A 12,433-nucleotide genomic window follows, 5' to 3' on the forward strand; every position below is an offset into this window, starting at 1 on the left:
AGGGATCTCCATAGCGAACAGACAGGATTGAAACATGTCTCGTATCGGTAAAAAGCCCGTTCAGGTGCCTGCTGGGATCACGGCTACGGTCGATGGCCAGAAGGTTACTGCAAAGGGCCCGAAGGGCGAGCTGTTTTTCGTCGCTAACGACGAAATCAGCCTCAAGCTCGAAGATAACGCGGTCGTCGTGACGCCGCTGAACCAGTCCAAGAATGCACGGTCGAAGTGGGGCATGTCCCGCACGATGATCGAAGGTATCTTCAAGGGCGTCAAGGACGGTTTCGAGCGCAAGCTTGAAATCAACGGCGTCGGTTATCGCGCCGCCATGCAGGGCAAGAACCTGCAACTGGCCCTCGGTTTCAGCCACGACGTGGTCTATGAACCGCCGGTCGGCATCACGATTGCTGTTCCGAAGCCGACGGAAATCGTCGTCAGCGGTATCAACAAGCAGCAGGTCGGCCAGGTTGCCGCCGAAATCCGCGAATATCGCGGTCCCGAGCCCTACAAGGGCAAGGGCGTCAAGTATGCCGACGAGCGGATCGTCCGCAAAGAAGGCAAGAAGAAGTAAGGATCACGCGAAATGGCTAGCAGGAAAGAAGCACTTGCACGTCGTGCCAACCGCGTGCGCCGTCATATCAAGTCGGTGGCCAATGGCCGTCCGCGCCTGTCGGTTCATCGCTCCTCGAAGAACATCTATGCCCAGATCATCGATGATGTGGCCGGCAAGACGCTTGCGTCCGCCTCCACCCTCGAGAAGGATCTGCGCGGTTCTCTGAAGACCGGTGCCGATACCGCCGCCGCTGCTGCAGTGGGCAAGCTCGTCGCCGAGCGCGCCTCCAAGGCCGGCGTGTCGGAAGTCGTGTTCGACCGCGGCGCCTTCATCTATCATGGCCGCATCAAGGCTCTCGCCGAAGCGGCCCGCGAAGGCGGTCTCACCTTCTGATCAGTTTCCGGCCGGACGCTGTTGCGCCGGCCGGATTTTCGCCGGATCGCAAGGCACTCCTCAAGAAAGGGGAGGCTGATGCGGTCCCCATTTGTTTGCCGATTGCACCCGGAAAAGAAAAAGGAAGAGGACAATGGCACAGGAAAGAAGGCCGCAGCGGGAAGACCGCCAGAGCCGTGAAGAGCGCGATAGCGAATTCGTCGACAAGCTTGTCGCGATCAACCGCGTCGCCAAGGTCGTCAAGGGCGGCCGTCGTTTTGGTTTCGCAGCACTCGTCGTCGTCGGCGACCAGAAGGGCCGCGTCGGCTTCGGCCATGGCAAGGCACGCGAAGTGCCGGAAGCCATCCGCAAGGCCACCGAAGCCGCCAAGCGCGAACTGATCTTCGTACCGCTGCGTGACGGCCGTACGCTGCATCACGACGTTCATGGCCGCCACGGCGCCGGCAAGGTTCTGCTGCGCTCGGCCAAGGTCGGTACCGGCATCATCGCCGGCGGTCCGATGCGCGCCGTTTTCGAAACGCTCGGCATGCACGACGTCGTCGCCAAGTCGACCGGTTCGTCGAACCCCTACAACATGGTTCGCGCCACCTTCGACGCTCTGAAGCACCAAGTTCACCCGAAGGACATCGCAGCTCAGCGCGGCATCAAGTATGCAACGCTGCAGGCTCGTCGTAGCGCCTCCGGCAACGCCTCTGAAGAATAAGAGGAGCTGACCAATGGCCAAGGCTACCAAGAAGGCTGAAGCGAAGACTGTCACGATCGAACAGATCGGCAGCCCGATTCGCCGTCCGGACGTCCAGCAGCGCACGCTGATCGGTCTCGGACTGAACAAGATGCACCGTCGCCGCACGCTGGAGGATACTCCTTCGGTTCGTGGCATGATCCGTGCTGTCCAGCATCTCGTTCGCGTCGTCGACGAGAAGTGAGACGGAGGAAACGCTCATGAAACTCAATGAAATCAAGGACAACGAAGGCTCGACCCACAGCCGCAAGCGCCTCGGCCGCGGTATCGGCTCGGGCTCGGGCAAGACCGGTGGTCGCGGTGTGAAGGGTCAGAAGTCCCGTTCCGGCGTCGCCATCAACGGCTTCGAAGGCGGCCAGATGCCGATCTATCGTCGCCTGCCGAAGCGGGGCTTCAACAACATCTTCGCTTCCGACTTCGTCGTCGTGTCGCTCGCCCGCATCCAGGCCGCGATCGATGCCGGCAAACTCGATGCGAAGGCCACGGTTGACGCAGCTGCTCTCAAGGCTGCCGGCGTCATCCGCCGCGCCAAGGACGGCGTCCGCGTTCTCGCCGACGGCGAGCTCAAGGCCAAGATCACCATCGTCGTCGCAGGCGCTTCCAAGCCTGCCGTCGAGAAGATCGAAAAGGCCGGCGGTAGCGTGACCCTGCTCTCGGCTCCTGCCGCAGCCGAATAATAATCTGATGATATGTCGCCCGGGGTGCTTCACACCGGGCGATTTTGCTCCCATATGTGGGCCTCACAAAATGTTGGCTGGCGCGCCCGCGTCCTGCCGGTAAGACTGGAAACAAGGGTGAGGCATGGGGTTGCGCTGCAATCCGTTCCAAGCCCGGTTTTGAATAATTTTCATACTGATTCCGGGGCCGGCCTGTCCCCCAGAGACGGCCGGAATTGGTAGCGCGGAGAATCGCATGGCTTCTGCAGCGGAACAATTGGCATCCAACCTCAATTTTTCGACCTTTGCCAAAGCCGAGGATTTGAAGAAGCGCCTGTGGTTCACACTGGCAGCTCTCCTCGTCTACAGGCTCGGCACCCATATTCCGCTTCCGGGTCTCAATCCCGAAGCCTATGCCCAGGCTTTCCGCGGCCAGGCAGGCGGCATTCTCGGCCTTTTCAACATGTTCTCGGGCGGCGCCGTTCAGCGCATGGCGATCTTCGCGCTCGGCATCATGCCCTATATTTCCGCTTCGATCATCGTGCAGCTGATGACCTCGGTCGTGCCGGCGCTCGAAAACCTGAAGAAGGAAGGCGAGCAGGGCCGCAAGATCATCAACCAGTATACCCGTTACGGCACGGTGATTCTCGGTGCGCTGCAGGCCTACGGCATTGCCGCCGGTCTTGAGAGCGGCCAGGGCCTCGTCGTCGACCCGGGCTGGTTCTTCCGTGTTTCCACCGTCCTGACGCTGCTCGGCGGTACGATGTTCCTGATGTGGCTCGGCGAGCAGATCACCTCGCGCGGCATCGGCAACGGTATTTCGCTGATCATCTTCGCCGGCATCGCCGCCGGTCTTCCTACGGCTCTGGCGGGCACACTCGAGCTTGGGCGCACCGGTGCGCTGTCGACCCCGCTCATCCTGCTGGTCATTATCGTCGCGATCGGCGTCATCGGCGTTATCGTCTTCGTCGAGCGGGCGCAGCGCCGGCTGCTGATTCAGTATCCGAAGCGCCAGGTCGGCAACCGCATGTTCCAGGGCGATACCTCGCATCTGCCGCTGAAGCTCAACACCTCAGGCGTCATCCCGGCGATTTTCGCCTCGTCGCTGCTGCTGCTGCCGGCCACGATCGCCGGCTTTGCCAGCACCACCGCAATGCCGGCCTGGGCAACGTCGATCGTTGCGGCGCTCGGCCATGGTCGGCCGCTCTATATGGTGCTCTATGCGGCACTGATTGCTTTCTTCGCCTTCTTCTACACCGCCATCGTCTTCAATCCGAAAGACACGGCCGACAATCTGAAGAAGCACGGCGGCTTCATTCCCGGCATTCGTCCGGGTGAGCGCACCGCCGAATATATCGACTACGTGCTGACCCGCATCACGCTGATCGGCGCGATCTATCTCGTCTTCGTCTGCATCCTTCCGGAGATTCTGGTGTCGCAAACCGGCATTCCATTATCCCTTGGTGGGACTTCGCTTTTGATCGTGGTTAGCGTAACTCTTGATACGGTTGCACAGATCCAGGGTCACCTGATCGCGCAGCAATACGAAGGCCTGATCAAGAAATCGAAGTTGCGTGGAGGAAAGAGGGGGCGATGAGACTTATCCTTTTGGGGCCGCCGGGTGCGGGTAAGGGAACCCAGGCCCAGCGGATCGTGGAAAAGCACGGCATTCCGCAGCTTTCCACGGGAGATATGCTGCGTGCGGCAGTAGGTGTCGGCACAGAAGTTGGCAAGCGCGCCAAGGCGGTGATGGACGCCGGCAAGCTGGTCTCGGACGAGATCGTTATCGCCATCGTCTCTGAGCGAATCGACCAGCCCGATTGCGCCAACGGCTTCATTCTCGACGGCTTCCCCCGGACTCTGGTCCAGGCGGACGCCACCGAGGCGATGCTGAAAGCCAAGGGACTCGACCTTTCGGTGGTTATCGAGTTTCGCGTCGACGACCAGGAACTCGTCCGCCGCGTGGATGGACGTTACACCTGCGCACAGTGCGGCACTGTCTATCATGACACGGACAAGGTTCCGGTCGAGGAAGGCGTATGCGACAAGTGCGGTTCGACTCACTTCAAGCGTCGTCCTGACGACAACGCCGAGACGATGATCAAGCGTCTCGAGGTCTACTATAAGGAAACCTCGCCGCTGATCGGATATTACTATGCCAAGGGCAAACTCAGGTCCGTCGACGGCATGGCAGAGATCGATCAGGTGACAACCGAGGTCGAGAGCATTCTTTCCAAGCTTTAAGGCTTTGAAAATAAAACTTGGCGGAACGGTTGCTTTTCAGCAGTGATTCCGCTAAACACCGCGCCAACTCGCGACATTCCATGCGATCGGCGCGGATTTCCCAGGGAAGTCCGGGTTCGGTCGTTTTGACATGTTGCGGACCTAAATTTGAACGGGCGGTTCCAAAGACCGCATAACGAAGCCCACTTGCCGGATGGCAACTGGAATGCAAGGAGAACAGGCGTGGCACGTATCGCTGGCGTCAACATCCCGACTGCAAAGCGCGTTGTCATCGCGCTGACCTACATTCACGGGATCGGTCCGAAATTCGCACAGGAAATCGTCGAGAAGGTCGGTATCCCGGCTGAACGTCGTGTGCATCAGCTGACGGACGCTGAAGTCCTTCAGATCCGCGAAGCCATCGACCGCGACTATCAGGTCGAGGGTGATCTTCGTCGCGAAACCGCGATGAACATCAAGCGCCTGATGGATCTCGGCTGCTACCGCGGCCTGCGTCATCGCCGCGGCCTTCCGGTCCGTGGTCAGCGCACGCACACCAATGCCCGCACCCGTAAGGGCCCGGCAAAGGCAATCGCTGGCAAGAAGAAGTAATTTCCGGGAAACCGGGATGAGGGGGCTGGCGATCTGCGCCGGCCTCTTTTGAGTTTGGAGCGGGACCATATAGGCGCCGTTCCGGTGTAGCCGCTGGCATTACGGCGGTGAAGAGATCAACGAAAGGAATAGCATGGCTAAGGAAGCCGTCCGCGTTCGCCGTCGCGAGCGCAAGAATATCTCGTCGGGTGTCGCTCACGTCAACTCGACCTTCAACAACACGATGATCACCATCACCGATGCGCAGGGCAATGCAATCGCCTGGTCGTCGGCTGGCGCCAAGGGCTTCAAGGGCTCGCGCAAGTCGACCCCGTTCGCTGCCCAGATCGCTGCCGAAGACTGCGCCAAGAAGGCCCAGGAGCACGGCATGAAGTCGCTGGAAGTCGAAGTCTGCGGTCCGGGTTCGGGTCGTGAATCGGCTCTGCGCGCGCTCCAGGCTGCGGGTTTCATGATCACGTCCATCCGCGACGTGACCCCGATCCCGCACAATGGCTGCCGTCCGCGCAAGAAGCGCCGCGTCTGATCATCGCTATCGTCACCGGTGAGCGCTTTCGCGCTCCCGGTGGTTTTCAAGCTCGGTTGTCACGATTGGATGGTGGCAACGAACGGAAGGCAAACTCATGATTCAGAAGAACTGGCAGGAACTGATCAAGCCGAACAAGGTGGAGTTCTCCTCGAGCTCGCGCACCAGGGCGACGCTCGTTGCTGAACCGCTGGAGCGCGGCTTCGGACTCACCCTCGGCAACGCGCTGCGCCGCGTTCTGCTCTCCTCGCTGCGCGGTGCTGCCGTCACGGCGGTGCAGATCGACGGCGTGCTGCATGAATTCTCCTCGATTCCGGGCGTTCGCGAAGACGTCACGGACATCGTGCTCAACATCAAGGAAATCGCCATCAAGATGGATGGCGACGACGCGAAGCGCATGGTCGTGCGTAAGCAGGGTCCGGGCGTTGTTACGGCTGGCGACATCCAGACGGTCGGCGATATCGAAATCCTCAACCCCGAGCATGTGATCTGCACGCTCGACGAGGGCGCCGAAATCCGCATGGAATTCACCGTCAACAACGGCAAGGGCTACGTTCCGGCCGAGCGCAATCGTGCGGAAGATGCTCCGATCGGTCTCATCCCGGTCGACAGCCTTTATTCGCCGGTCAAGAAGGTGTCCTACAAGGTTGAAAATACCCGCGAAGGACAGGTTCTCGACTACGACAAGCTGAACATGACCATCGAAACCGATGGCTCGATCACCGGCGAAGACGCCGTCGCTTTTGCGGCGCGCATCCTCCAGGATCAGCTTGGCGTCTTCGTCAACTTCGACGAGCCGCAGAAGGAAACCGAAGAGGAAGCAGTCACGGAACTCGCTTTCAACCCGGCTCTGCTGAAGAAGGTGGACGAACTCGAACTGTCGGTCCGTTCGGCAAACTGCCTGAAGAACGACAACATCGTCTACATCGGCGACCTCATTCAGAAGACCGAAGCAGAAATGCTCCGCACCCCGAATTTTGGTCGCAAGTCGCTGAACGAAATCAAGGAAGTTCTCGCTTCCATGGGCCTGCACCTCGGCATGGAAGTGCCGGCATGGCCGCCCGAGAACATCGAAGATCTCGCCAAGCGTTACGAAGACCAGTACTGAGAAAACAAAAGGCAGGCTCTATCGGCTGCCTTTCCCCGTCAAACAGCAGGCATATCGCCTGCATGTGCCAGGAAACGGCAGGCCCGGTAATCAAGTAAGGGCACTGCATTAAAGGAGAAGAGCAATGCGCCACGCAAAGGCCGGCCGCAAGCTGAACAGAACCGCAAGCCATCGTAAGGCGATGTTCGCCAACATGGCTGCTTCGCTGATCACCCACGAGCAGATCGTCACGACCCTGCCGAAGGCCAAGGAAATCCGTCCGATCGTCGAGAAGCTCGTCACGCTCGGCAAGCGCGGCGACCTGCACGCTCGCCGTCAGGCGATCTCGCAGATCCGCGACGCCGCTGTCGTTTCGAAGCTGTTCGACACGATCGCAACGCGTTACGCCACCCGCAACGGCGGCTACCTGCGTATTATGAAGGCCGGTTTCCGCCAGGGCGACAATGCCGCCATGGCCGTCATCGAATTCGTTGACCGCGACACCTACGCCAAGGGCGCCGCCGACAAGGCTCGCGTCGCCGCCGAAGAGCAGGCCGTCGCTGCCTAAGATTTTCCGATTTCGGAAAACAAGAAAGCCGGGCCTTGCGCCCGGCTTTTTCGTTCCTGCATTTTTGATGAGTGACCAGCGCCATGATCGACCACATAACCATCGCGGTGAGTAATTTGTCGAATAGCAAGCTCTTCTACGAAAAAGCGTTCTTACCCCTGGGTTATCGGCTTGCCTTCGGTAAGGAGAGCGTCTTCTGGGCCTTCGATATCGGCAATGGCTGCCTGTTCGAGATTCAGCAGGCGGATAGCCCGCCGCCCTTGACCCGCGTTCACGTCGCTTTCAGGGCTTGCGGCAAGGCCGAGGTCGATGCGTTTCATCACGCCGCGCTGAAAGCCGGCGCCAGGGATAACGGCGCTCCCGGCCCGCGTCTGGAATACGCGCCGGATTACTACGCCTGCTTCGTGCTCGATCCCGACGGCTACAATATCGAGGCAATGATCAATCAGCCGGCGGTCGGATCGTGAAAGGTGCCTTTCGAAACCTGCTGGTGCGGAGGCAGGCCCAACGTGCCGCGGCCCTGCTCGCCGTCATTGTCGCCGGTTTGATGCTCAGAGGTTTCGGCTATGCAGCCGGTCTGCCGTTCGTAATCGTCAAATATGGCGGATCGGCCCTATGGGGCGCGATGGTGTATCTATTCGTGGGGCTCTTTGCCGCAAGGTCACGCCCGGCAATCCTTGCCGTCATCGCGCTGTTCCTGGCAATCTCAGTGGAACTGTTCCGGCTCTATCATACGCCCTGGCTCGATGCGTTTCGGCTGACAACAGCAGGCGCGCTGCTGCTCGGCCGCATCTTTTCCCTCTGGAACATCCTGGCTTACGTGATCGGCATAGTCACGGCCTGCATGTTCGATCCCGCGCGCCGGTGATCCCTCACGAAGCCGACGCCACCGCCCGATTGCGCGTACGCCCCTGGCTCTTCTTCCGGCTGCGGGCGATCGGCCGCCAGGAGCGGTAGAGGATGAGCGCGATGATCAGCCCAACGTAAATATATTGTTCGAGATCGAGGATCTTGGTCGAGAGGGCAAAATGCAGCGCTCCGCTGGCGGCGATGACGTAAACGAGGCGGTGCAGCCAGTTCCAGCTCGCGCCGAGGCGGCGGATCGAGACATTATTGGATGTCACCGCCAGGGGAACGAGCATCGCCAGGGCCGCCATGCCGAACATGATGAAAGGGCGCTTCAGCACATCGTTGATCACCGCTTGGATATCCATCGCCTGGTCGAGCACCATATAGACGGTGAAGTGCATCAGCGCGTAGTAGAAGGTCAAAAGGCCGAGTGCGCGGCGGTAGCGCAGATAGTTCCAGCCGAACAACTCGCGGACAGGGGAGACGGCAAGCGTCAGAATCAGGAAGCGGATCGTCCAGATGCCGAGGAAGAGCTCGAAAGTCTTGACCGGATCGGCGCCGAGCTGCTCTGTCGCGCCGAGATAGAAGGTCCAGGCGGCCGGCAGGAGCCCGACGGCGTAAAGCAGCCAGACGGAGGCGGGTTGCCAGCGTTTCGGGATGGCAATCGACAGTTCCGCCATCAGAAGTTCGCCTTCAGGTCCATGCCGGCATAGAGGCTCGCCACCTCGTCGGCATAACCGTTGAAGGGCAGGGTGGGATGGCGGCTCGCGCCGAAGAAGCCGCCTTCGCCGATGCGCCGCTCGCTTGCCTGACTCCAGCGCGGATGGTCGACGGCAGGATTGACGTTGGCGTAGAAGCCGTATTCCTGCGGATTGGTGACCTGCCAGGTGTTTTTCGGCTGCTGGTCGGTGAGGGTGATTCTGACGATCGACTTGATGCCCTTGAAGCCGTATTTCCACGGCACGACGAGGCGGATCGGCGCGCCGTTCTGGTTCGCCAGCGTTTCTCCATAGAGCCCGACGGCAAGCAGCGTCAGCGGGTGACGCGCTTCGTCGAGGCGCAGGCCCTCGACATAAGGCCAGTCGAGCGACTGGAAGAAACCCTTCTGTCCCGGCATCTCCTCCGGCCGTACGATGGTTTCGAAGGCGACATATTTGGCGCTGCCGAGCGGCTCCACCTTGTCGAGCAGCGATGCCAGCGGAAAGCCGTCCCATGGAATGACCATCGACCAGGCCTCGACGCAGCGCATCCGGTAGGTGCGCTCCTCGATCGGGAATTCCTTCATCAGCGCCTCGAGGTCGAAGGTGCCTGGTTTGTTGACCATGCCGTCAACCTTGACCGTCCAGGGCAGCGGCTTGAAAGCGCCGGAATTTGCCGCGGGATCGCCTTTGTCGAGGCCGAATTCATAGAAATTGTTGTAGGTGGTGACGTCCTTGAGCGGCGTCGGCTTCTCATCCAGCTTATACTTGCTCTCGACGGCGGGGAGGGCCGCAGCACTCGCCTTGCCGGCGCCATAAAGCGCCACGGCGCCGAGCGCTGCAGCACCGAGGAACTCCCGCCGGCGCATATAGATCCGGCGCGGCGTGATCTCCGACGACGCGATCTTCGGGGGGCGATAGCTTGGCATGTCGAAACCTCCAGGGCGGATTTCTTGAATATAGTTCTTAAACGAACCGCCCGCATGTTCGGATTAGCTATGCCCTGAATCTCGCCGACGGGAAGCCAATTTTTTGTGTTCGCCTGTGATGGAATAGGCTGTAACCAAACCGCGCGCCCAACCGTATACCATCGATGGCGTTCAAGGCGCTCCTTTCGCGGCGTACCGGATTTGACCTTGCCGGTAGTGACAGCCCCGGTCGATTGGATTAGGACAATTCCAAAAGGCAGCGTTCGCCCGGCCCGCAGGCTTCATGCCGCTTCGCTTAGCCTGATCATTTCCGACACGTCGAGGAAGACACCGATGCCAGCTTACCGTTCCAGAACCACGACCCACGGCCGCAACATGGCAGGCGCGCGCGGCCTTTGGCGCGCCACGGGCATGAAGGATTCGGATTTCGGCAAGCCGATCATCGCGGTGGTGAATTCCTTCACCCAGTTCGTGCCCGGCCACGTGCACCTGAAGGATCTCGGCCAGCTCGTCGCCCGCGAAATCGAGGCGGCCGGCGGTGTCGCCAAGGAGTTCAACACCATCGCCGTCGACGACGGCATCGCCATGGGCCATGACGGCATGCTCTATTCGCTGCCGTCGCGCGAACTCATCGCCGACAGCGTCGAATATATGGTCAATGCTCATTGCGCCGACGCCATGGTCTGCATTTCCAACTGCGACAAGATCACCCCTGGCATGCTGATGGCGTCGCTGCGTCTCAATATCCCGACCGTCTTCGTCTCGGGCGGCCCGATGGAAGCCGGCAAGGTTGTCCTGCACGGCAAGACCCATGCGCTCGATCTCGTCGACGCCATGGTCGCCGCGGCCGACGACAAGATCTCCGACGAAGACGTCAAGGTCATCGAGCGTTCCGCCTGTCCGACCTGCGGTTCCTGCTCCGGCATGTTCACCGCCAATTCGATGAACTGCCTGACCGAAGCGCTCGGCCTATCGCTGCCCGGCAACGGTTCGACGCTCGCCACCCACGCAGACCGCAAGCGCCTCTTCGTCGAGGCCGGCCACCTGATCGTCGATCTCGCCCGCCGCTATTACGAGCAGGACGACGTCAAGGCGCTGCCGCGCACCATCGCCTCCAAGCAGGCCTTCGAGAATGCCATGGCCCTCGATATCGCCATGGGCGGCTCGACCAATACCGTTCTCCACATCCTCGCCGCCGCCCATGAAGGCGAGGTCGATTTCACCATGGCCGATATCGACGCGCTGTCGCGCCGCGTGCCGTGCCTTTCGAAGGTCGCACCTGCTAAGAGCGACGTGCATATGGAAGACGTCCATCGCGCCGGTGGCATCATGTCGATCCTCGGAGAGCTCGACAAGGGCGGGCTGCTGAACCGCGATTGCCCGACCGTGCATGCCGAGACGCTGGGCGATGCTATCGACCGCTGGGACATTACCCGCACCAACAGCGACACTGTCCGCAATTTCTATCGCGCCGCACCCGGCGGCATCCCGACCCAAGTCGCCTTCAGCCAGGAAGCCCGCTGGGACGACCTCGACACGGATCGCCAGAACGGCGTCATTCGTTCGGTCGAACATCCTTTCTCGAAAGACGGTGGCCTTGCCGTGCTCAAGGGCAATCTCGCCATCGACGGCTGTATCGTCAAAACCGCCGGCGTCGATGAATCAATCCTGAAATTCTCCGGTCCGGCACGCGTCTTTGAAAGCCAGGATGGATCGGTCAAGGCAATCCTTGCCAATGAAGTCAAGGCCGGCGACGTCGTCGTCATCCGCTATGAAGGCCCGAAGGGCGGCCCCGGCATGCAGGAAATGCTCTATCCGACGAGCTATCTGAAGTCGAAGGGCCTCGGCAAGGCCTGTGCGCTGATCACCGACGGCCGCTTCTCCGGCGGCACCTCCGGCCTCTCGATCGGCCATGTCTCGCCGGAAGCGGCCAATGGCGGCACAATCGGCCTGGTGCGCGAAGGCGACATGATCGACATCGACATCCCGAACCGCACCATCAGCCTGCGCGTCAGCGAAGCCGAGCTTGCCGACCGCCGGGCCGAGCAGGACGGCAAGGGCTGGCATCCCACAGAAGTCCGCAAGCGCAACGTCACCACCGCGCTCAAGGCCTACGCTGCTTTCGCGACGAGTGCCGACCGCGGTGCCGTCCGCGATCTGAACGCCCGCTAACTGGTCGAACCTATAACCCGCTGATTAAGAGTCCGCTGCTCTACCGACCGGTCGCTTTCAAAGCGGCCGGTTGATGTTTTTATAGGTCTCGCCGAGCTGCTTCAGCCGCTCCTCATAGGCGGCCTTGAGGCAGGCGGCATCCGCTCCGCATTCCTGCCGCTTCTTCAGCCAGGCCGTCTGCTCGTCCTGCAAAGTGCCGCGTGAGCCCATGGCCAGCAGGCCGGAGAGCAGCTCGAAACTCGTCGCCATCTTCACGTCGGCATCGTTGAGGGCGCGGTTGTCGCAGATGACCTTTTCGTCCGGTTTCAATTCTTTGCCTTCGCAGTCGAAGCTCGCCGCCTGGGCCATGCCCGATGTGATGGCCAGGATTGTAAGACCAAGGACCGTCGCCATCGCTTTCGTCGTCATCATTCAAACTCTCCTTGCCGCCG

At 60.8% G+C, this 12,433-nt stretch carries 17 protein-coding genes; 14 read left to right on the plus strand and 3 right to left on the minus strand.

What is annotated here, in order from left to right; translation table 11 throughout:
- Window positions 1-34: 34 nt before the first annotated feature.
- From rplF to AMC88_RS08730, 13 genes are all read left to right on the plus strand, one after another.
- Window positions 35-568 carry a 50S ribosomal protein L6 gene (gene rplF, locus AMC88_RS08670; protein WP_004674935.1) on the plus strand — a complete coding sequence of 178 codons (534 nt, stop codon included), beginning with the start codon at window positions 35-37 and terminating at the stop codon, window positions 566-568.
- Between the two features lie 12 nt (window positions 569-580).
- Window positions 581-943 carry a 50S ribosomal protein L18 gene (gene rplR, locus AMC88_RS08675; RefSeq protein WP_004674937.1) on the plus strand — a complete coding sequence of 121 codons (363 nt, stop codon included), beginning with the start codon at window positions 581-583 and terminating at the stop codon, window positions 941-943.
- A gap of 133 nt (window positions 944-1,076) precedes the next feature.
- Entirely contained in the window at window positions 1,077-1,646 is a 570-nt protein-coding gene (rpsE, locus tag AMC88_RS08680) for a 30S ribosomal protein S5 (protein WP_003573784.1), read from the plus strand.
- Between the two features lie 13 nt (window positions 1,647-1,659).
- Window positions 1,660-1,869, plus strand: a complete 210-nt coding sequence (gene rpmD / locus AMC88_RS08685; protein WP_003547566.1) for a 50S ribosomal protein L30 — start codon at window positions 1,660-1,662, stop codon at window positions 1,867-1,869.
- A gap of 16 nt (window positions 1,870-1,885) precedes the next feature.
- The gene (gene rplO, locus AMC88_RS08690) at window positions 1,886-2,362 is read left to right on the plus strand and encodes a 50S ribosomal protein L15 (RefSeq protein WP_004677630.1); all 477 of its coding nucleotides are present in this window, start codon (window positions 1,886-1,888) and stop codon (window positions 2,360-2,362) included.
- Between the two features lie 235 nt (window positions 2,363-2,597).
- Window positions 2,598-3,938, plus strand: a complete 1,341-nt coding sequence (gene secY, locus AMC88_RS08695; protein ID WP_004677631.1) for a preprotein translocase subunit SecY — start codon at window positions 2,598-2,600, stop codon at window positions 3,936-3,938.
- Window positions 3,935-4,585: an adenylate kinase gene (locus AMC88_RS08700; protein ID WP_012483481.1), complete on the plus strand. Its 651-nt coding sequence runs from the start codon at window positions 3,935-3,937 to the stop codon at window positions 4,583-4,585. The genes secY and AMC88_RS08700 overlap by 4 nt, the downstream gene beginning before the upstream one ends.
- Window positions 4,586-4,807: 222 nt before the next feature.
- On the plus strand, window positions 4,808-5,176 hold the full coding sequence (rpsM, locus tag AMC88_RS08705) for a 30S ribosomal protein S13 (protein WP_008521297.1): 369 nt from the start codon (window positions 4,808-4,810) through the stop codon (window positions 5,174-5,176).
- A gap of 133 nt (window positions 5,177-5,309) precedes the next feature.
- Window positions 5,310-5,699 (plus strand): 30S ribosomal protein S11, encoded by a 390-nt coding sequence (gene rpsK, locus AMC88_RS08710; RefSeq protein ID WP_003547577.1) that lies wholly within the window; start codon window positions 5,310-5,312, stop codon window positions 5,697-5,699.
- Between the two features lie 97 nt (window positions 5,700-5,796).
- On the plus strand, window positions 5,797-6,807 hold the full coding sequence (locus tag AMC88_RS08715; RefSeq protein ID WP_003547579.1) for a DNA-directed RNA polymerase subunit alpha: 1,011 nt from the start codon (window positions 5,797-5,799) through the stop codon (window positions 6,805-6,807).
- A gap of 124 nt (window positions 6,808-6,931) precedes the next feature.
- Window positions 6,932-7,354, plus strand: coding sequence for a 50S ribosomal protein L17 (gene rplQ, locus AMC88_RS08720; protein ID WP_009995243.1), 423 nt, complete (start codon window positions 6,932-6,934; stop codon window positions 7,352-7,354).
- Window positions 7,355-7,437: 83 nt separating this feature from the next.
- Complete coding sequence (locus AMC88_RS08725; protein WP_012483482.1) at window positions 7,438-7,821, plus strand: VOC family protein; 384 nt, start codon at window positions 7,438-7,440, stop codon at window positions 7,819-7,821.
- Window positions 7,822-7,901: 80 nt separating this feature from the next.
- Window positions 7,902-8,222: a ribosomal maturation YjgA family protein gene (locus tag AMC88_RS08730; RefSeq protein WP_225880748.1), complete on the plus strand. Its 321-nt coding sequence runs from the start codon at window positions 7,902-7,904 to the stop codon at window positions 8,220-8,222.
- A 4-nt stretch (window positions 8,223-8,226) separates the two neighbouring features.
- Here the strand turns inward: AMC88_RS08730 and msrQ are convergent, their stop codons facing one another.
- Together msrQ and msrP are read right to left on the minus strand one after the other, a co-directional pair.
- Window positions 8,227-8,883 carry a protein-methionine-sulfoxide reductase heme-binding subunit MsrQ gene (gene msrQ, locus AMC88_RS08735; protein ID WP_012483484.1) on the minus strand — a complete coding sequence of 219 codons (657 nt, stop codon included), beginning with the start codon at window positions 8,881-8,883 and terminating at the stop codon, window positions 8,227-8,229.
- A complete protein-coding gene (gene msrP, locus AMC88_RS08740) occupies window positions 8,883-9,830 on the minus strand; it encodes a protein-methionine-sulfoxide reductase catalytic subunit MsrP (protein ID WP_012483485.1) in 948 nt (315 codons plus the stop codon). Before msrP ends, msrQ begins: the two co-directional genes overlap by 1 nt.
- Before the next feature lie 333 nt (window positions 9,831-10,163).
- Here msrP and ilvD point away from each other — a divergent pair, with 333 nt between their 5' ends.
- Window positions 10,164-12,002 (plus strand): dihydroxy-acid dehydratase, encoded by a 1,839-nt coding sequence (ilvD, locus tag AMC88_RS08745; protein WP_012483486.1) that lies wholly within the window; start codon window positions 10,164-10,166, stop codon window positions 12,000-12,002.
- A 57-nt stretch (window positions 12,003-12,059) separates the two neighbouring features.
- Here ilvD and AMC88_RS08750 read toward each other — a convergent pair whose 3' ends face one another.
- Entirely contained in the window at window positions 12,060-12,413 is a 354-nt protein-coding gene (locus AMC88_RS08750) for a lysozyme inhibitor LprI family protein (protein WP_012483487.1), read from the minus strand.
- Window positions 12,414-12,433 lie beyond the last annotated feature (20 nt).

The organism is Rhizobium phaseoli, from assembly GCF_001664385.1.
Taxonomy (GTDB): Bacteria; Pseudomonadota; Alphaproteobacteria; order Rhizobiales; family Rhizobiaceae; genus Rhizobium; species Rhizobium phaseoli.